This window comes from uncultured Campylobacter sp., from assembly GCF_937890585.1.
Lineage (GTDB): Bacteria > Campylobacterota > Campylobacteria > Campylobacterales > Campylobacteraceae > Campylobacter_A.
Map to the genome: position 1 here is coordinate 1 of NZ_CALACG010000264.1, position 19,518 is coordinate 19,518.

Here is a 19,518-nt window from a genome sequence, read left to right on the forward strand (position 1 = left end):
GCAAAAGCAGTAGAGCCAGCCACTACGCAGGTACAAAAGGCACCAACTAAGCCAGCTGATCCTGTAAAGCCAGCTAGCACGCAAGCTCCAAAGTCACCAGCAAAACCAGTAATAAATCAAAAAGATAATCAAAAGACAAATTTAAAAACACAAAATCAAAAGGATAAAAAATGACAAATAAAGAGGCATTTAGTGAAGCTAAAAAATATATCCCAGGCGGCGTAAATTCACCTGTTCGTGCATTTGGCAGCGTTGGTGGCGAGCCTGTGATGATAGATCACGCTAGGGGTGCTTATCTATACGACGTCGAGGGCAAAAAATACCTTGACTTCATCCAAAGCTGGGGTCCGCTCATCTTTGGTCACTGCGACAAAGATATCGAAGAAGCGATCATCTCTGCTGTAAAACAAGGCGTATCTTACGGCGCTCCCTCTCCAAAAGAGACCGCTCTAGCAAAGCTAATATGCGATGAGTTTAAACAGATAGACAAAATTCGCTTCGTTAGCTCTGGCACAGAAGCAACTATGAGCGCTATCAGAGTGGCTAGAGGATATGCTAAAAAAGACGGACTTATCAAATTTGAAGGCTGCTACCACGGACACAGCGACGCACTTCTTATCAAAGCAGGAAGTGGCGCTACGACATACGGTAACGCTTCAAGCGGCGGCGTGCCACAAGATGTTGTGAAAAATACATTTTTAGCTATCTACAACGATATAGAGAGCGTAAAAGCCATTTTTGAGAACAATAAAGACAAGATAGGTGTCGTCATAATCGAGCCAATCGCTGGAAATATGGGGCTTGTGCCAGCTGATAAGAAATTCTTGCAGGAGCTTAGAGCGCTTTGCGATAAATTTGGCGCAGTGCTTATACTTGATGAGGTTATGAGCGGTTTTAGAGCTTCTCGCCTTGGCTCATATCCATTTCACGAGGTCGATGCTGATCTTATCACATTTGGCAAAGTTATAGGCGGAGGCATGAACGTCGCTGCATTTGGCGGTAAGGCTAAGATCATGGACTGCTTAAGTCCAGAGGGTGCTGTCTATCAAGCAGGTACGCTAAGTGGCAACCCAGTGGCGATGAGCGCTGGTATAGCGGCTATTTCAAAGATAAATAGCGACGTAAATTTATACGCTAGACTTGAAAAATTAGCTAAAAAACTAATGGACGGCTTTAAAGAGGCAGCAAAAAGTGCTGGCATCGCTATACAAACCGATGTTCGTGGCTCGATGTTTGGCTACTTTTTCACAGAGCATGCAGTTAAAAACTATGACGATGCGCTAAAGAGCGACACAAAACTCTTTGCTAAATTTCATCAAGCGATGCTTAGGCGCGGAATTTATCTTGCGCCTAGCCAGTTTGAGACGGGATTTATCTGCGATGCGATGAGCGAAGCGGATATCGATCTATCGGTAAATGCAGCTAAAGAGGCATTTTTGGAGATAAAAGCTTAATGGCAAAATTTAAGATAAAAGATATCGTTGCTGGTGCTGAGCAGCTAAGCCTTGGCATATCGATGGTTGTGGCTGTGGTGATCGGCACTGGACTAGGATATCTTGTAAAAAAGGCTACAAATTTCACGCCAGCACTTTGGATAGGGCTTGCCTTTGGCATCGCAGCTGCCATTTTAAATGTCTATAAGGCCTATAAAGCGCAGGTTAAAAGCTTAGATGAGCTAAAGGATGAGGCTAGATATAAAGGCTATAAAAAAGACGATGATGACGAGGACGATTAGCAGGCTTTTTATTTGCTACTTTGCGCTTTGGCTCGCCCTTAGCGTGGTTGGCAAATTTATATCAAATTCATTTTTTATAAGCTCGCAAATTTCATTTTTTGCCTCGCTTATCATCCTAACGGCTAGCTTTTTTGCCTATAAAAATCGTATAAATTCAAGGCTAGAAAATGCAAGAGAGGAAATTTTAGCCAAGATAGAAGAAGAGGATGAAGAAGATGATGAAATTTTGCCCCAGAATGAGGCAAAAGAGCTTAGCCTAAAAGATGAAAAAGCAAGGCTAAAAAAGCAGAAATTTTCATTTAAAGATAAAAGCTTTGTAGCGGCATTTATGCCTTATCGCTTGGTTGCGTATGCGATACTTTTTTTTGGATTTATATTTTTAAAAAATGAAAATTTACTAAACGTGCCTGGCTTTTTAGTGGGGCTTGCTCCGATGCCTATTGGAGCTTTTATCTTTGGGATAATGCAAAATAATTTAAGAAAGGACGCAGATGGCAAGTAGTTTTAGGATCATTCGCTCGATGGGGCCGCTATTTTTGGGCATGAGCCTGCTTTTTATAGGCAATGGCCTAGTCATCGCCTCTTGTAGTGCGCTACTTAAGCAAAATGGCGTGGGAGAGCTACAAATAGGCCTTATAAGCACAGCCTTTTTTATCGGAGCGCTTGCTAGCACCATCTCAGCTCACAGAGTGATCTCAAATACCGGCCACATCAGGGCTTTTGCTATCTTTTCAGCTATATTTGCCGTCTCAGCTATGCTTCACGCCATAAGCCAAAATTTGATCTTTTGGGCGATACTGCGAGCCTTTTTGGGATATTGTTACTACGCACTTTTGATGGTTATAGAAAGCTGGCTAAATGCTAAGATCCCAAACAAGATAAGATCTCGCGTCATCGCCTTTTACGAGTGCGTTTTCTACACGAGCTTTGGCCTTGGAATTTTGATCTTAGCGCTTGATCTTAGCGCATTTGAAATTTTCATCATAAGTGCTGGTTTTATCATGCTTTCAAGCATTCCATTAAATTTAATACGCATAAATCAGCCTCAAATCCCACAGCGCCAACCTATAAACATCCCTAAAATTTTTGGCATAGTCCCGCTAGCTCTTGTGGGCGCGCTTGTCGCAGGACTTGCGATAAATGGCTTTTTCTCGATGGCAAGCCTCTTTATCATGCTTCAAGGATACGGCGCAAAAGAGGCGTCCTTTTTTATGACGATAGCGATGGGTGGCGGTTTTATAGCGCAGGCGTTAATTGGCGGCTTTTCTGATAAATATGGTAGAAGGCCAGCCCTTATACTATGTTCTAGTGTCGCTTTGGTAAGTGCTGTGCTCTTTTTACTAAGTGGCAACAACCTAACCATTCAATACGTCCTCTCATTTTTCTTTGGTGGCGGTATTTTTTGCACATACGGACTTTCGCTCGCTAGGGCAAATGACGAGATCACAGACAAGACAAAGAGCGTTCAAGTGGCACGTGCACTGCTTTTTAGCTACTCTTTTGCCTCGCTTTTCTCGCCGCTTCTTATGAGCTATGCGATGAAAATTTTTGGCTCATTTGGCTTTATCTATGTCTATTTGGTGCTTTATGTTGGGCTCATCTTGTTTGCGCTAACGCAAAAAACCATACCACAGCACATGAGAAAAGACTACAATGACAAGCTTGTTGCAAGGACGGCTGGTATCGCTACTATTCAACAAAATGGCAATTTTGCCGATAGAGAAAAATAAAAAAGTAGAAAATGGACGTAGCAAATTCTCTAAATATCTCAAACACCTCGGTCCAAACTGGGCAAAATGCCGACACCAGCGCGCCTGTCCGCAAAAACGAGGGTTCGCTTTTTAAAAATCAGCCAGCTGGGACGCCAAGTGAGCAGACCGTCTCAAATGCTCTTGATAACGTTGGTAAGCTAGTTGCAAGGGTGCTTGATGATCTAAAAAGCGCTTCAAGCCTTAGTAAAGCAGAGCAAATTTTATCTCAGGCAAAAGATACGAAGATCGCTCCAAATTTAGCTAGCGAGCTCTCAGACCTTGCAAAAAGCTTAGAGGTAGAAGCTGCGCAAAATGAAAGTTCTGAGATAAAGAGCCTTGCACTAAAACTAAAAGAATTTCTAAAACCAATAGCCGATCTTAAAGCTGGCTCGCTAAATGATCAGATCAAAAACTCAGGTGTCATGCTTGAAGCAAATTTAAAAGATGCGCTTATTCCAGAGAAGCTACCAAGCTCGATACAAAAGCTACTAAGCGATATAAAAAATCTCTCAAATCAAAATTTACTTAGTCAAATTTTAACTCTAAATGATGAGAGCTTGGATAATCAAAACTCATTTATGAAGCTTACTTCTATGCTTGAAAAAGCGAGTAGTGACGCTAAAAATCTCCTTGATAACTCAAGCATAAAAACACTTTTAAAAGATGTGGATAAGCTTGATAATGTGGCTAAATTTCTGGATAAAAACTTCTCAAAAGAGCAAAGCGCAGACGCGGTTAAAAGCCAGATCGGCAAGATGGAGAATTTCATCTCAAATTTAAGCGAAAAGGTAGCAAATTTAGCGAGCGAAAAGCTAAATCAAAGTGCGGCTTTTAGCTCAAACCACAAAGAGCTAAAAACTATCCTTGAAAACCTAAAAAACGATCTAAAAATGCTAAATAACATAGGCGATGAGGCTGGGCTTGTAAAGGCATTTAACGAGGTTAGCGACATCTCAAAAGAGGGCAGCTTGCAAGATAAGCTCCAAAGTGCGGCAAGACGCCTCGCTCATAGCCTAAGTCTAGCTGACCCAGAAGCAAGTGCGGCTAAAAGCGATCTAGCTGAGAGTAAGGCGCTTTTAAAGCAGCTAAAACTAGCCACTAATGATATAAACAACATCACGACAAAGAGCCAGAGTGAAATTTCAAAGGTGCTAAATCAAGATGTAAAAAGCACGCTTTTAAACATAAGCGAAAAGAGCCAAAACGCCCAAACTGTAAATGCTGCAAACAAGATGATCTCGCAAATCGAGATGCACCAGATGGTCTCAAGCTTGCAAGGAGGCATACAAACTTATATGCCATACATCTGGGACGGCGTGGAGGGCGGAAATGTCGCGTTTAAACAGGGCAAAAAGGATAAATTTTATGCCCAGATCGATCTAAATTTTAAGAAATTTGGCCAGATAAATGTGATGGTGGGACTTGTGGATAAACGCTATATCGATCTATCGGTGGCAACGCAGACAAATGAGTTTAAAGAGCTCATTTTATCTAGCTCAAGCGAGCTAAAGCAAGCGATCTCAAAGCTTGGACTAATCGTTTCAAATTTTAACATCAAAACCTTGCCAAAGGTGAAGCTAAACGATAGATTTAAAAATTTTGGCGGCCTTGATGTGGGCTTTGATAAGAAAATTTGATGCAATTAAATAAGAAAAAAGCCGTCGCTCTTGGCTACAACAGATCGCAAGATAACGCTCCAAAGGTGCTTGCAAGCGGTGCTGGCGAGATAGCAAACAAGATAATAAGCCTTGCAAAAGAGCACGATATACCGATCAAAGAGGATCCTGATCTCATTGAAATTTTAAGCAAGGTCGAGGTCGATCAAGAGATACCGCCAAATTTATATAAAGCGGTGGCCGAGATTTTTAGCTTTTTATATAAAATCACAAATAAAAAGTAAATATTGCACTATGATGGTGCTATAATTTTACGCGACGAAAATTGACATAGATAAAGGAGTGCTTATGAAGATTTCTACAAAGGTGACGGCTATGATCGTCTCGTCTCTACTCGTGCTTGGAGCAATCCTAGTCTTTCTAAACATTTACGAGCAAAACAAAGCGATAGAATTTTCTACCAAAGAGCTGACTGAAACGGTCTTGGCCGATAAAAGAGCAGCTTTAAGTGAAGAGATGGATATCGTTTCAAACATTTTGCTAAAAATTCAAGAGGTCTATGACGACGCAAACGAGACCATAGAAGATCAAAAAGAAGATATTATCGACTATCTCTCAAGGGCTAGATTTGGTGATGGTAAGCTTGGTTACTTTAGTCTCTCAACAATAGATGGTGTGGTTATTGCAAACCCTGGTATACCTGAATTTAATGGACAAAATAGGCTTGATGCAACTGACGCAAATGGCTATAAATATGTAAAAGAGCTTATCGAAAAGGCTAAGCAAAATAGTAATGGAGACTTTGTAAATTTTGTTGCGAAGTCAAAGGACGGCAATATCGTAAGAAAGATAGCGCGCGGGCAGAAGCTAAATTTATTTCACGAAGATGTGCTTTTGATGTCTGTTGTCGATCTTGAGGGCATGTATAAAGAGATAGATGAAATTTCAGCTACTATGCAAACTGATGCTGATGCAAATACCAGAAATTTCATCATCATAGCCATTGTCGTCATGGTGTTTTCACTAATCATTGCCATGATCTACTCTAAGTTCTCTATTTCAAAACCGCTAAATGAGCTAATCTTGCGAGCTACAAATCTCTCGAGTGGCGATGGTGATCTTACAAGAAAACTAGAAGTTGTAGGCAAAGATGAGATAGCAAAAGCCAGCGAGGCTATAAATAAATTTATAGAAAAAGTAAGGGTTTTAATCTCGGAGGCAAAAGATATCTCAAATGAAAACAGCTCCATCGCAAACGAACTTAGCTCAACCTCCGTCCAAACTGGTCGTGGGGTAGAAAACTCAAGTAAGATAGTTGAGAGCGCTGGGAAGGATTGCACTGAGATACAATCATATATGAAAGATTCAATCGAAGTTGCAAAAGGTGGCAAAGATGATCTTCAAAAGGCGCTAACCTACGTTGATGAGACCTTAAATACCATCTCAAATTTATCTTCAGAGATCGCCCAGACATCAGATATAGAAAATCAAATGGCTGGCAAGATCGAGCAGCTTAGCCGTGATGCCGAGCAGGTTAAATCAGTCCTTGTGGTTATCAACGACATCGCTGATCAGACAAATTTACTAGCCCTTAATGCAGCCATTGAGGCAGCACGTGCAGGAGAACACGGACGTGGCTTTGCAGTCGTTGCGGATGAGGTTAGAAAGCTAGCTGAGCGCACTCAAAAGAGTCTCACTGAGATAAACGCAACTATCAACGTCATCGTTCAAGCGATAAATGAAAGTAGCGAGCAAATGAGTATAAACTCAAGGCAAATAAGCGAGCTAACAGGCGTGGCAAACAACGCGCAAAACACCATAAGAGATATGAGTAGTATCATGAGATCAGCCATAGGACTATCTGACAAAACTATCGAGGACTATATAAAGACTGGCAAGGATATTGACGATATAGTAAAAAGCATGGAGGGCATAAGTCAAATTTCATCTCAAAGCACAAGAAGCGTAGAAGAGATAGCTTCAGCTGCTGAGCATCTAAACAAGATGACAGATACGCTAAATGCAAAACTTGGCGAATTTAGAACTTGATTTGTGTAGTAAATTTTAAATTTAAAGGCAATTAGTGGCTCAAAAACTGGTCTTAATAGGGGCTTCTACAGGAGGCCCAGGTCATATAAAAAAACTATTAAAAGATATAAATTTAAATGGTGCGATGGTTGTCATCGCTCAGCATATGAATAAGATGTTTATAAACTCATTTGTCACGCAAATGGGCAGGGAGTGCAACATAAATGTTGAAATTTTAAGCGAAAAGACAAATTTAAAAGAAAATATCGTCTATATCTGTGATCAAAATTTTGAAATTTCAGCGACTTTGCCAGTTAGCGCAAAGCCACAACCTGAGATAAAAACGATATATACGCCAAATGTCGATGTGCTTTTTAACTCAGGCACGCAGATCGCCAAAAATGTAAATTTACTAGCGATCTTGCTAACTGGCATCGGCGATGATGGCGCAGCTGGGCTTGATAAGCTCTATAAAGCAGGTGCAAAATGCATAGCTGAAAACGAAGAGAGCGCGATAGTTTATGGCATGCCAAAGCGTGCTAAAGAGCTAAATCAAAATTTAAAATCGTTAAATTTAATGATGATAAGAAAAGAGCTTGAGGAGTTTTTAAATGCTTTTTAACAAAGTGGATAAACAAAGCGAAGTTTTAGAGGCAAAAGCACCAAGCGATATGGATGGATTTAACGAATTTATGAGCACTATAAAGACGCTTTGCGGGGTTGATCTGGAGCCAAAGAGAGACATCACTCTGCAAAGAGTTAGTATATTTGCCAAAAATCGCCAGATAAAAAGCTTTAAAGATCTAGTTTCGATGATAAGATTTGACACGCTGCTTAGGCAAGATCTTTTAAATTTAGTCACCGTAAATGAGACATATTTTTATAGAGAGCTAGCACAGCTAAAAGACGTGATCTACTACGCAAAAGAGCTTGGGGAGGCTAGAATTTTATGTGCGCCTTGCTCAACTGGCGATGAGACCTATTCGCTTGCTATGCTTGCTTATGAATTTGGTCTTAAACAAAGTGATATCCAGCTAACTGGCATCGACATAAACTCAGAAGCCATACAAGCTTGTAGCGTCGGAAGCTATGGCGAGAGGAGCTTACATAGGCTAAGCGAGTTTCAAAAGGAGAGATTTTTTACAAAAAAAGATGACAAATTTTTCATCAAAAAAGAAATTTTACCAAGGTGTGAGTTTAAAATTTTAAATGTTTTTGACGATGCGATGTTTAATCTTGGTAAATTTGACATCGTCCTTTCAAGAAATATGATGATATATTTTGACGATGCGTTTAGACTAAAATGCGTCGAAAGGCTTCATAAGCTACTTAAACCAGAGGGCAGGCTCTACGCAGGACACGCTGATCTTGTGCCATACACCCCGCTTTACACAAAGCGTTTTTCAAACGGAGCTACATATTACGAGCGTGCTTAAGGGTTAAATTTAACCCAGGCCGCTTTGCCCTTAGCAAGTTTTTATCAATTTTTGGCTAAAATTCCACAAGCTAAATTTAAGGATAAAAATGAAAGACAATCTACTTGAATTAACTCAAGATATCGCTTCAGTTGATATCGAAGATTCTATAAAAAATAGCTATCTTGACTACTCTATGAGCGTCATCGTCGGACGTGCTTTGCCTGACGCTAGAGACGGACTAAAGCCAGTTCATAGAAGAATTTTATACGCTATGGACAACCTTGGCGTTGGCAGCAGAAGTGCCTATATGAAGTCAGCTCGTATCGTCGGCGAAGTCATCGGTAAGTACCACCCACACGGCGACATAGCGGTTTATGACGCACTTGTTCGTATGGCTCAGAAATTTTCTATGCGTTATCCAGTCGTTGATGGACAAGGAAACTTTGGCTCGATTGACGGCGACAGCGCAGCTGCGATGCGTTATACCGAAGCTAGAATGACTATGCTTACTGAAGAGCTTTTAAAAGATATCGACAAAGACACGGTTGATTTTGTGCCAAACTACGATGATAGAGAGGTCGAGCCAGATGTTTTGCCTAGCCGTGTGCCAAATTTATTATTAAACGGCTCAAGCGGTATCGCGGTCGGTATGGCGACAAATATCCCACCACACAGCCTTGATGAGCTAATAGACGGTCTTTTGCTACTTCTTGAAAACAAAGAGGCGACACTTGAAGAGGTGATGGAATTTATAAAAGGTCCAGACTTCCCAACTGGCGGTATCATCTTTGGTAAAAAAGGCATCATAGAGGCCTACCGCACTGGTCGTGGCAGGGTCAAGCTAAGAGCCAAAACTCACATAGAAAAAAAGCCAAACAAAGATGTCATAGTAATCGACGAGCTGCCTTATCAAACAAACAAAGCAAGACTTATCGAGCAGATCGCTGAGCTTGTAAAAGATAAGCAGATAGAGGGCATCAGCGAGGTTAGAGATGAGTCCGATAAAGACGGCATCCGCGTAGTTATCGAGCTAAAACGCGACGCGATGAGCGACATCGTGCTAAATAATCTCTTTAAATCAACCACGATGGAGAGCACTTTTGGCGTTATTATGCTTGCTATTAATAACAAAGAGCCAAAGGTATTTAACCTTATCGAGCTACTTAAGCTATTTTTAAATCACAGAAAAACCGTTATCATTAGAAGAACGATATTTGAGCTTGAAAAAGCGCGCGCAAGAGCCCACATCTTAGAGGGTCTAAAGATCGCACTTGATAATATCGACGAGGTGATCGAGCTTATTAGAAATAGTGCTGATACAGCGGTTGCTAGAGAAGGTTTGATGAGTAAATTTAATCTCTCAGAGCTTCAAGCAAACGCTATCCTTGATATGCGTCTAAGCAAGCTTACAGGCCTAGAGAGAGAAAAACTAGAGGCCGAGCTAGCCGAGCTTATGGCTGAGATCGCAAGACTTGATGAAATTTTAAAGAGCGAGACATTGCTTGAAAATTTGATCAAAGAAGAGCTTCTTGAGATCAAAAATAAATTTAAAGTACCAAGAGTGACTGAGATCGTTGATGACTACGATGATATTGACATTGAAGATCTTATACCAAATGAAAATATGGTCGTAACCATAACTCACCGCGGCTACATCAAGCGTGTGCCAAGCAAGCAGTACGAGAAGCAAAAACGCGGTGGCAAGGGCAAAGTAGCGGTCACGACATACGATGATGACTTCATAGAGAGCTTCTTTACTTCAAATACTCACGATACGCTTATGTTTGTGACTGACCGCGGACAGCTCTACTGGCTAAAAGTCTATAAGATCCCAGAGGGAAGCCGCACAGCAAAGGGCAAAGCAGTTGTAAATTTGATCCAGTTGCAGCCTGATGAGAAGATCAAAGCGATCATCCCAACGACTGATTTTGACGAGAGCAAATCTCTAGCATTCTTCACTAAAAACGGCATCGTGAAACGCACAAATTTAAGTGAGTTTAAAAACATCCGCTCAGTTGGCGTAAGAGCGATAAGCCTCGATGAGAACGACGAGCTAGTAACTGCACTCATCGCTCAAACATACGATGATATGCCAGTTACTGACCCAGAAAATGAGCTAAGCGTTGAAACGGAGGTGCTTGAAGTTGAAGAGCTTCAAAACGAGATCGACGAAGATAGCGCAAATGCTGAAGAAGACGCAAACTCAGGCGATGAGACAATGCTGTTTGTCGTTACTAAAAAGGGTATGTGTCTTAAATTTAAGATCAGCAAGGTTCGCCAAATGGGTAGAACTGCACGCGGCGTAACTGGCATTAAATTTAAAGAGCCAGGCGATGAGGTCGTAGGCGCAGCAGTCATCGAAAGCAATGACCAAGAAATTTTAAGTATATCTCAAAAAGGTATCGGCAAGCGCACAACCGCTGATGAGTACCGCTTGACAAACCGCGGCGGCAAAGGTGTTATCTGCATGAAACTAACAAGCAGAACAGGCGATCTTGTGGGCGTTGTGATGGTTGATGAAGAGCAAGACCTTATGGCTCTAACATCAAGTGGTAAGATGATAAGAGTTGATATGCAAAGCATCCGCAAAGCAGGACGTAACACAAGTGGCGTTATCGTCGTAAATGTAGATGGCGATGATGTTGTAAGTATCGCAAGATGCCCTAAGGCAGATGATGGCGAGGACGAGGACGAAGCACCAAGCGAAGATATGGGGCTTTTGGAATAAAATTTGCTGTTAAATTTTAAATAAAAGCATAAAAAAGGTTGTTTATGAAGGTTAAAATTTTATCTTTTGCTTTGATGATCGCTATTTTTGGCGGCTGCTCATTTAATGGCTTTATGGGCGAGCCAACTAGCACATCAAACCGCAACGTAGTCATCCAAAAGGTCGATAAAGACGATCTTAGAGAGGTGATGAAAAAAGAGAAGATGATATATGATAGCGCTCCAAGAGAGACTACATTTAGAGCCACAGGTGAGGGCATAGCTCCGCTAAATTCGCTCTCATACGCTCAGTCGGTCACTCTTGCAAAAAGAGCAGCGATGGCTGATGCTTATTCGCAGCTTGCTGGCAAGCTCTATGGCGTAAAGATCAACGCTGAAGATACCGTTAGAGACGCGATGTTAAACGACTCATCTATCACTTCAAAGGTCCAAGGTCTTGTCAAAAACGCAAGGATCGTAAGTGAAAATTTCAAAGACGGGCTTTATAAGGTAAATATGGAGCTTAAGATAGACGAAGATAAGTGGCGAGAAGTCTTTTCTTACTAACGATACTTTTAAATTTCGCCTTTTGCCTGGAGGAGTTTATCTTCTGGGCAAAGGTCGATACGGCAAATCATATCATCGCACATGAGGAAATTTCTTTCTCAAAGGCGATGACTCTAACACCAAATCCAAAACCAAAATTTCTTTGCCAGATAGACGCTTTTAAAGATGAAAACACCACAACTCTTGGCTTTTTAAATTTACACAAGGATGAGATATTTGACTGCTTTGCCTTAAAAAAAGTGATGATAAAAAATGAATTTAAAAGAAAAAATAACGAGATCTCACACAGCTCAAATTTGAAAATTTTGCCAGTTAGATTTATGGTGGAATTTAAGCCAAAATCCGCTATCATCGGCACACTTCAATAAAAAAGAGATCAAATGAATATCGTCATAGTAGAAGATGACATCAATATGCGAAAGTCGCTTGAGATCGCGCTTGGAGAGTACGATGAGCTAAACATCAAAAGCTATAAGAGCGCAGTTGAGGCCCTAAAAAAGCTAGGCGATGACACTGATCTAATAATCACCGATATAAACATGCCAAAAATGGACGGACTCGAGTTCATAAAAGAGCTAAACGGTAAATTTGACGTCATCATAATGACTGGAAACGCCACACTAAATAAGGCGATCGAGAGCGTCAGGCTTGGCGTGAAGGACTTTTTAACCAAGCCGTTTGACGTCTCAACGCTATATGAAGCGATAAAAAGGGTAGAAGCGCTAAAACAAAAAACTCCAAAAAGCATAAAAAAAGCTGAAGAAAAAAGCGAAAATAACGGCTTTTTAGCCACTTCAAAGGCACTTGAAGCAACGCTAAATATCGCGCTAAAAGCTGCAAGAACGGACGCCTCAGTCATGCTTAGCGGCGAAAGCGGCGTTGGCAAGGAGGTCTTTGCTAAATTTATCCACGCAAACTCACCTAGAAAAGGTGCGGCATTTATTGCTTTAAATATGGCAGCGATACCTGAAAATTTGATAGAAAGCGAGCTTTTTGGCTTTGAAAAAGGTGCATTTACCGACGCAGCTACTACCAAAAAAGGGCAGTTTGAGCTGGCAAATGGCGGAACGCTATTTTTAGATGAGATCGGCGAGATGCCTATAAATTTACAGCCAAAATTGCTTCGTGCCTTGCAGGAGCGCGAGATAACAAGGCTTGGCGCTACAAAGAGCGAAAAGATAGACGTTCGCATCATCTGCGCTACAAATGCAAATTTAGAGCTTGCTATGAAAGAGGGCAGATTTAGAGAGGATCTTTTCTACCGCCTAAACACGATCCCGCTTTTCATCCCGCCACTTCGCGAGCGAAAGGATGAAATTTTACCTATCGCGAATGATATTTTGGAAAAGTGCTGCAAAGAGTATGGCTTTGAGGCTAAAAATTTCTCAAAAGCAGCCAAAGAGGAGCTTTTAGGCTACGACTACCCAGGCAACATAAGAGAGCTCATCTCAGTCGTGCAGCGTGCAGCGATACTAAGCGAGGGCGATGAAATTTTGCCAAAAGATCTATTTTTGCAAGCAAGAAGTAAAAAATAGGTAAAAATTTAAGTTTTTGACTAGTAAAATTATGCAAATTAAGAAAATTAAAAGAAACCAAGGAGAGCAGATGAGAAAATTTAACGTAGCAGTCGTTGGTGCTACTGGAGCGGTCGGCGAAGAGCTTTTTAGAGTTATGGAGGAGGTTGATTTCCCAGTTGGTGAGCTTTTGCCACTTGCAAGTGCAAAGAGCGTTGGCATGGAGATCGAATTTAAGGGCAAACACTACAAAGTAAAAGAGCTAACCGAGAAAGTTTTTAGCGAGCATGAGATCGATATCGCATTTTTTAGCGCAGGCGGCTCAGTTTCAGAGAAATTTGCCAAATTTGCAGCTGACAGCGGCGCGGTAGTTATCGACAATACTAGCCATTTTAGAATGGATAAAGATATCCCACTAGTCGTGCCTGAGTGTAACCCAAGTGACATTGCCATGTGGAAAAACCGCGGCATCATCGCAAATCCAAACTGCTCAACCATCCAAATGGTGCAAATTTTAAAGCCACTAAACGACGCTTTTGGTATCAACAGGGTCGATGTTTCTACCTATCAAGCAGCAAGCGGCGCTGGCAAAGAGGGTATGGAGGAGCTTGTTGTGCAGATGCAAAAGTTTTTTGAATTTAAGCTTGATGAGTGCGAGCCAAAGGTCTTTGCACACCGCCTAGCGCTAAACGTGATTCCTCACATCGATGTTTTTTTGGATAACGACTACACAAAAGAAGAGATGAAAATGGTCAATGAAACGCAAAAAATCCTTCACAAAGATATCGAAGTGAGCGCAACTTGCGTGCGTGTGCCAGTGCTTAGAAGCCACTCTGAGGCGATCACTATCCACTTCGATAAGGACGTGAGCGCAGATGCGGCAAGAGAGGTTTTAAGTAAAGCTCCAAGCGTCGTCGTAGTCGATAATCCAGCTAAAAAAGAGTATCCGATGCCTACTATCTCAAGCGATACAAACGAGACTTACGTTGGCAGGATCAGGGTAGATAACTTTAGATCAAATGTACTTCACCTTTGGTGCAGTGCCGACCAGATCCGTGTGGGAGCTGCGACAAATGCCGTCAGGATCGCACAAAAATGGATCGCGATGCAGGAGTAGTTTGCATTAAAATTAATTGCGATCTTGCACCTAAAATTTAAGGAAAAAACTATAAAATACCCCCTTTTTAAATTTCACAAAAAGGGTTTTTATTGCGTAAAATATTTGAGAGAATTTTGCTTGCAAGCAACAGTTTCACGCTTTTTCCAGTAGTTTTTGGCCTTTTAGGCGCGATCGCACTTTTCATCATCGCTAGCTACGATGTCGGCAAAGTGCTTTTAGAGGTTTATAAATATTTCTTTGCTGCGGATTTTCACGTTGAAAATTTCCATTCAGAAGTCGTTGGAGAGATAGTTGGAGCGATCGATCTATACTTGATGGCGCTTGTTCTTTATATATTTAGCTTTGGAATTTACGAGCTTTTCATCTCAGAGATCGCGCAGCTAAAGCAGTCAAAGCAGAGCAAAGTCCTAGAGGTTCACTCTCTTGATGAGCTAAAAGACAAGCTTGGCAAAGTGATCGTCATGGTTTTAATCGTAAATTTCTTCCAAAGAGTGCTTCATGCAAACTTCACAACTCCGCTTGAAATGGCCTATCTTGCGGCTTCTATCCTCGCACTTTGCCTTGGACTTTACTTCCTTCACAAGGGCGAACACTAAAATTTTAAGCGTTTTTACGCTTAAAATTTCTCCTACATCTTTTCTTTAGCTATTTTTGGATAATATCCATTTTAAAAATTTAAAGGAAATTTTATGATATTCATAGACGCTTGCTTGAAAAAACCTACGCCATACACGCCTGTTTGGATGATGCGCCAAGCTGGCAGATATTTGCCAGAATATATGGCTGTAAGAGCTAAAGCAGGGGACTTTTTATCACTTTGTAAAGACTATAAAAAGGCTAGTGAGGTCACACTTCAGCCAGTTGATATCTTAGGCGTTGATGCGGCTATTTTATTTAGCGACATCCTTGTCGTGCCACTTGAAATGGGCATGGATCTACGCTTTGAAAAGGGCGAAGGACCAGTCTTTACAAGGCCTTTGCGTGATGAGGCCGCACTTGATGCACTTAGTATCGAAAGATCGGTTAAAAGCTTAGCATACGTCTATGACACGATCAAACTTACAAGAGAAAATTTAGCCAAAGATAAGGCGCTCATTGGCTTTTGCGGAGCACCATGGACGATAGCTACATATATGATCGAGGGTGGTGGCAGCAAAAACTATGCGGTCTGCAAAAAAATGCTCTATGAAAACCCAGAATTTTTACACCAAATTTTAGAAAAAGTGACGCAAGCGCTCATCCTTTACGTCAAAGAGCAGATAAGAGCTGGCGTAAATGCGGTGCAAATTTTTGACAGCTGGGCGGCCGCACTTGAGGAGCAGGCATATTTTGAGTTTGGATTTAGCTATATAAATAAGATAGTTGATAGCGTAAAGGCCGAATTTCCAGAGATCCCAGTCATAGTTTTCCCAAAAGGTATAAGCGGCTATTTAGATAAAATTTCAGGTAAATTTGACGTTTTTGGCGTTGATTGGAGTACGCCGATCGAGCTAGCAAAAGAGAAACTTAGCCCAAGATACGTCCTTCAGGGCAATATGGAGCCAACAAGGCTATATAGCAAAAAGGCGATCGATGAGGGAGTTGATAAAATTTTAAGCACAATGAAAGGCGCGCCGCACATTTTCAACCTTGGTCATGGGATATTGCCAGATGTGCCAGTTGAAAACGCAAAATATTTCATAAAAGAGGTTCAAAGAAAAAGTGCAAGATAGCACTCTCATCTTTGGGCCCATAAATTCTCGCCGTTTTGGCATGAGTCTTGGCATCGATCTAAGCCCAAAACAAAAATCATGCAATTTTGACTGCGTTTATTGCGAGCTAAAGGGCGCAAAGCCAGTTGAAGAGATAGAAAATCCACCAAGCATTAGTGAAATAATAAGCGCTTTAAAAGAGGCCTTAAAAGTTCATCAAAACATCGATGTCATCACGCTTACAGCAAATGGCGAGCCAACTCTTTATCCGCACTTAAAAGAGCTGATAGTAAAAGTAAATGAGATAAAGGGCAAGGCAAAAACTCTTATCTTAAGCAATGGCACAGGTGTGAGGGATCAAAAAATTTGTGAAGCCTTGCAAGGGCTTGATATAGTGAAATTTAGCCTTGATAGTGCTGTGCAAAGCACATTTAAAAAGATAGACCGCAACAAAAGTGGCATAGAAATAAATGAACTTATAAAAGCAATTGCTAAATTTCGTAAGGAATTTAAGGGCGAGCTTGTGCTTGAAATTTTGGTCGTGGCTGGATTTAACGACAAAGAAGAGGAATTTATAGCGCTTAATAAGGCTATAAACGAGATAGCTCCGCACCGAGTGGATGTGGGCACGATAGATCGCCCACCAGCTTACAACGTAAAAGGCGTTGATGCTAGCAGGCTTGAAGAGCTAGCAAGCAAGATAAACGGCGTGCCAGTTACCATAGCTAGGGCTCACAAGATAGAGCAAAAGTATGAATTTAGCAAGAGTGAAATTTTAGCCATGCTAGAGCGCCGTCCGCAAACTACAGCAAATGTAGAAGAAAATTTCTCAGAGCACTCAAAGCAAATTTTAAACAAGCTCTTACAAGATGGCGCGGTTTATCAAGCTGACGTTGCCGGTGTTAAATTTTATAAATTAAGATGATAGATGAAGCGAATTTTAACTATACAAGACATATCGTGCGTGGGCAAATGCTCGCTCACAGTCGCACTTCCCATAATCAGCGCCCAAGGCATCGAGGCGTGCATCTTGCCAACGGCACTGCTATCAACTCACACTGGTTTTAAAAATTTCACTTTTTGTGATTTGACTGATGAATTTGACGCTATAACGCAGGTTTGGCACAAAGAGGGCATCAGTTTTGATGGAATTTACACTGGATTTTTAGGCAGTTTTAGGCAGCTTGAGCTTATAGAAAAGGTCTTTGCTGAGTTTGATAGCGGCTCTTTGCTAAGGCTTGTGGATCCTTGCATGGGCGATAATGGTAAGCTCTATCACGGCTTTGATGAGAAATTTGTGGCAAAGATGAGAGAGCTTTGCACAAAGGCACACGTCATCACGCCAAACATAACTGAGGCAAGTTTTATGTGTGAAAAGTCATTTTTAAGCGAGGGATACGGCGAAGATTACATTTTGGAGTTGCTTGAGGGCTTGGCTGGTTTTGGCGTGCAAAAGATCGTTTTAAAGGGCATTAGGTATAGGCAAAATGAGTGTGGTATCATAGCATATGACGCAAAGACGAAAGAAAAAGTGGAGTATTTTCACGAGTATTTGCCATTTCATGCAAGTGGCACTGGAGATATCTTCGCTTCAGTGCTTTTTGGCTCGCTGATAAATGGCGAAAGCATGCAAAATGCTATCAAAAAGGCAGCAAATTTTGTGCTTGAGAGCATCAAGATCACACTAAAAGATAATAACCGCACAAGCTATGGTGTGCAGTTTGAAAAATTGCTTAGAAATTTTTAGCACTTTATGGCAGGGAGTGATTTAAATTTGTGTCATTATAACCCCATAAAGTAACATAGTTAAAACAAAATTTCATATTTATTTAAATTAATTTTACTTTTATATAAAAAGTTGAATAATTACGCAAATATTGATCAAGGAGTGATTTATGAAGTCTTTAAGGATTAAAATTTCTGTTATTTTGACAGCTGTGATCGTGCTGCTACTAATCGGCGTTAGCCTCATTAGTTACAACATAGCTCGCAATCTATATACAGAAAAAGTTGTGAAAGATGAGCTACCACTAGCTGTCTCTAACGTTGCAGGTGAGATCGGCTACGCTATAGATAAGGTCATCAACACCTCTTATCAGATGACCAAAAACGACTATCTTCTAAAGTGGATAGACGAGGGCGAGCCAACAGATACGTTATCAACGCTTTTTACTTACAACACCGATCTTATGAAAGCGTTTAACCTCTCAACCGCGATGTTTGTCTCGGATAAAACGCTCAACTACTACACACACGATAAAATTTTAAAGCAGCTTAGCAAGGACAATCCACGTGATAGCTGGTATTTTGACGTTAAAAATGGCAAAGAGATAAATTCTCTAAACATACAGGTTTCAGAAGCGACTGGATCGCTAACCCTTTATGTAAACAGTAAGGTCGAAAAAGACGGCAAATTTTATGGTGTCAGCGCGATAGGTGTGAACCTTGATGATGTTGTAAATTTAGTCACTTCTAAGACTATGGGTGAGGGAAGTAAATTTTTAATGGTCGACTCAAGTGGCGTTATCAAGATAGAAAAGAGTGACAGGGTTGGCAAAGTAAATGTAAAAGACGTCCTTGGCAAAGAGAAATTTGATGTCTTGATGAATAAAAATGGCGGCGTCATCCGTCACTTTAACGGTACGAGAAATTTGATAATTGGCTCAAAATATATCCCTAGCCTTGATTGGTATCTATTTGGCGAGATGGACGAGGATGTGCTTTTAAAAGATTTGCATACGCTATTTTACTCAGCTATCGGTGTTATCTTAGCAGCGATCATCATCTCTGTGATAGTGTCACTTCTAATGTCATCTTATCTCCTAAAAATCATCCTCAAACTAAAAACAGGCCTACTATCTTTCTTTGATCTACTAAATCATAAGACAAATAAAGCCCAGCCTATAGAGATAACATCTAAAGATGAATTTGGTCAAATGGCAGAGCTAATAAATAAAAACACAAAGGCCATTGAAGATGGTATGAAAGATCAAAGTATCTTCATCCAAAAAGCCAACACCTTTGTAAATGAGATAAAAGATGGCAACTATGAAGCAAGCCTAGAAGCTGATACTAATAACCCAGCTCTAAATCAACTAAAAAGCACATTTAAAGATCTACAACTTGCTCTTAAAAATGCAATCTCAAGTAATGGTAAAGATGTACTTGACCTACTAAACACTTATAAAAACCAAGACTTTACAAAAAGACTTGATGATGATGGTAAGATAGCAAGTGGCATAAACTCTCTTGGCATAGAAATATCTAAAATGCTAAATGACAATCTAAACCAAGCTCAAGTACTAGAAGAAAAAGCCAAACTTCTAGCTAGCTCAGTATCAAAAGTAGCAAGCTCAGCAAACACTCAAGCAA

General features: G+C 40.9%; 19 protein-coding genes. All 19 read left to right on the forward strand.

The features are described from left to right. The first annotated feature begins 170 nt into the window (after positions 1–170). Positions 171–1,454 carry a glutamate-1-semialdehyde 2,1-aminomutase gene (hemL, locus tag Q0296_RS07940; protein ID WP_298039062.1) on the forward strand — a complete coding sequence of 428 codons (1,284 nt, stop codon included), beginning with the start codon at positions 171–173 and terminating at the stop codon, positions 1,452–1,454. Then, a complete protein-coding gene (locus Q0296_RS07945) occupies positions 1,454–1,735 on the forward strand; it encodes an AtpZ/AtpI family protein (protein WP_087582590.1) in 282 nt (93 codons plus the stop codon). The genes hemL and Q0296_RS07945 overlap by 1 nt, the downstream gene beginning before the upstream one ends. Continuing rightward, complete coding sequence (locus tag Q0296_RS07950) at positions 1,719–2,237, forward strand: hypothetical protein (protein WP_298039064.1); 519 nt, start codon at positions 1,719–1,721, stop codon at positions 2,235–2,237. Before Q0296_RS07945 ends, Q0296_RS07950 begins: the two co-directional genes overlap by 17 nt. Continuing rightward, positions 2,227–3,465, forward strand: a complete 1,239-nt coding sequence (locus Q0296_RS07955; protein WP_298039067.1) for an MFS transporter — start codon at positions 2,227–2,229, stop codon at positions 3,463–3,465. Before Q0296_RS07950 ends, Q0296_RS07955 begins: the two co-directional genes overlap by 11 nt. Positions 3,466–3,476: 11 nt before the next feature. Further along, the gene (locus Q0296_RS07960; RefSeq protein ID WP_298039070.1) at positions 3,477–5,123 is read left to right on the forward strand and encodes a flagellar hook-length control protein FliK; all 1,647 of its coding nucleotides are present in this window, start codon (positions 3,477–3,479) and stop codon (positions 5,121–5,123) included. After that, complete coding sequence (locus Q0296_RS07965; RefSeq protein WP_298039072.1) at positions 5,120–5,386, forward strand: FlhB-like flagellar biosynthesis protein; 267 nt, start codon at positions 5,120–5,122, stop codon at positions 5,384–5,386. Before Q0296_RS07960 ends, Q0296_RS07965 begins: the two co-directional genes overlap by 4 nt. Positions 5,387–5,450: 64 nt before the next feature. Then, on the forward strand, positions 5,451–7,151 hold the full coding sequence (locus Q0296_RS07970) for a methyl-accepting chemotaxis protein (RefSeq protein WP_298039075.1): 1,701 nt from the start codon (positions 5,451–5,453) through the stop codon (positions 7,149–7,151). Between the two features lie 34 nt (positions 7,152–7,185). Continuing rightward, the gene (locus tag Q0296_RS07975) at positions 7,186–7,752 is read left to right on the forward strand and encodes a CheB methylesterase domain-containing protein (protein ID WP_021090049.1); all 567 of its coding nucleotides are present in this window, start codon (positions 7,186–7,188) and stop codon (positions 7,750–7,752) included. Beyond that, a complete protein-coding gene (locus Q0296_RS07980) occupies positions 7,742–8,566 on the forward strand; it encodes a CheR family methyltransferase (RefSeq protein ID WP_298039078.1) in 825 nt (274 codons plus the stop codon). Before Q0296_RS07975 ends, Q0296_RS07980 begins: the two co-directional genes overlap by 11 nt. Before the next feature lie 88 nt (positions 8,567–8,654). Further along, positions 8,655–11,276: a DNA gyrase subunit A gene (gyrA, locus tag Q0296_RS07985; RefSeq protein WP_107944351.1), complete on the forward strand. Its 2,622-nt coding sequence runs from the start codon at positions 8,655–8,657 to the stop codon at positions 11,274–11,276. 113 nt (positions 11,277–11,389) lie between these two features. After that, positions 11,390–11,821, forward strand: coding sequence for a lipoprotein required for motility (locus tag Q0296_RS07990; protein ID WP_223228765.1), 432 nt, complete (start codon positions 11,390–11,392; stop codon positions 11,819–11,821). Next, entirely contained in the window at positions 11,797–12,189 is a 393-nt protein-coding gene (locus tag Q0296_RS07995; protein WP_298039082.1) for a hypothetical protein, read from the forward strand. Before Q0296_RS07990 ends, Q0296_RS07995 begins: the two co-directional genes overlap by 25 nt. Positions 12,190–12,201: 12 nt before the next feature. Continuing rightward, complete coding sequence (locus tag Q0296_RS08000; protein ID WP_298039084.1) at positions 12,202–13,356, forward strand: sigma-54 dependent transcriptional regulator; 1,155 nt, start codon at positions 12,202–12,204, stop codon at positions 13,354–13,356. A 70-nt stretch (positions 13,357–13,426) separates the two neighbouring features. Then, the gene (locus tag Q0296_RS08005; RefSeq protein WP_021090026.1) at positions 13,427–14,452 is read left to right on the forward strand and encodes an aspartate-semialdehyde dehydrogenase; all 1,026 of its coding nucleotides are present in this window, start codon (positions 13,427–13,429) and stop codon (positions 14,450–14,452) included. A 92-nt stretch (positions 14,453–14,544) separates the two neighbouring features. After that, positions 14,545–15,051, forward strand: coding sequence for a YqhA family protein (locus Q0296_RS08010; protein WP_298039088.1), 507 nt, complete (start codon positions 14,545–14,547; stop codon positions 15,049–15,051). A 93-nt stretch (positions 15,052–15,144) separates the two neighbouring features. Next, positions 15,145–16,167, forward strand: a complete 1,023-nt coding sequence (gene hemE / locus Q0296_RS08015) for a uroporphyrinogen decarboxylase (RefSeq protein ID WP_298039095.1) — start codon at positions 15,145–15,147, stop codon at positions 16,165–16,167. Then, on the forward strand, positions 16,157–17,071 hold the full coding sequence (locus tag Q0296_RS08020; protein WP_298039098.1) for a radical SAM protein: 915 nt from the start codon (positions 16,157–16,159) through the stop codon (positions 17,069–17,071). The genes hemE and Q0296_RS08020 overlap by 11 nt, the downstream gene beginning before the upstream one ends. 3 nt (positions 17,072–17,074) lie before the next feature. Continuing rightward, entirely contained in the window at positions 17,075–17,893 is an 819-nt protein-coding gene (locus Q0296_RS08025) for a pyridoxamine kinase (protein ID WP_298039103.1), read from the forward strand. Positions 17,894–18,041: 148 nt separating this feature from the next. After that, a partial coding sequence (locus Q0296_RS08030) for a methyl-accepting chemotaxis protein (protein ID WP_298039105.1) occupies positions 18,042–19,518 on the forward strand: 1,477 nt, incomplete at its 3' end.

Excerpts from the sequence above, each read along its gene's own strand:
- Q0296_RS07970 (WP_298039075.1), top strand. The coding sequence starts at position 5,451 with ATGAAGATTTCTACAAAGGTGACGGCTATGATCGTCTCGTCTCTACTC.
- Q0296_RS07945 (WP_087582590.1), top strand. The coding sequence starts at position 1,454 with ATGGCAAAATTTAAGATAAAAGATATCGTTGCTGGTGCTGAGCAGCTA.
- Q0296_RS08000 (WP_298039084.1), top strand. The coding sequence starts at position 12,202 with ATGAATATCGTCATAGTAGAAGATGACATCAATATGCGAAAGTCGCTT.
- Q0296_RS07980 (WP_298039078.1), top strand. The coding sequence starts at position 7,742 with ATGCTTTTTAACAAAGTGGATAAACAAAGCGAAGTTTTAGAGGCAAAA.
- gyrA (WP_107944351.1), top strand. The coding sequence starts at position 8,655 with ATGAAAGACAATCTACTTGAATTAACTCAAGATATCGCTTCAGTTGAT.
- Q0296_RS07990 (WP_223228765.1), top strand. The coding sequence starts at position 11,390 with ATGGGCGAGCCAACTAGCACATCAAACCGCAACGTAGTCATCCAAAAG.
- Q0296_RS08025 (WP_298039103.1), top strand. The coding sequence starts at position 17,075 with ATGAAGCGAATTTTAACTATACAAGACATATCGTGCGTGGGCAAATGC.
- Q0296_RS07960 (WP_298039070.1), top strand. The coding sequence starts at position 3,477 with ATGGACGTAGCAAATTCTCTAAATATCTCAAACACCTCGGTCCAAACT.
- Q0296_RS07955 (WP_298039067.1), top strand. The coding sequence starts at position 2,227 with ATGGCAAGTAGTTTTAGGATCATTCGCTCGATGGGGCCGCTATTTTTG.
- Q0296_RS07950 (WP_298039064.1), top strand. The coding sequence starts at position 1,719 with ATGACGAGGACGATTAGCAGGCTTTTTATTTGCTACTTTGCGCTTTGG.
- hemL (WP_298039062.1), top strand. The coding sequence starts at position 171 with ATGACAAATAAAGAGGCATTTAGTGAAGCTAAAAAATATATCCCAGGC.
- Q0296_RS08005 (WP_021090026.1), top strand. The coding sequence starts at position 13,427 with ATGAGAAAATTTAACGTAGCAGTCGTTGGTGCTACTGGAGCGGTCGGC.
- hemE (WP_298039095.1), top strand. The coding sequence starts at position 15,145 with ATGATATTCATAGACGCTTGCTTGAAAAAACCTACGCCATACACGCCT.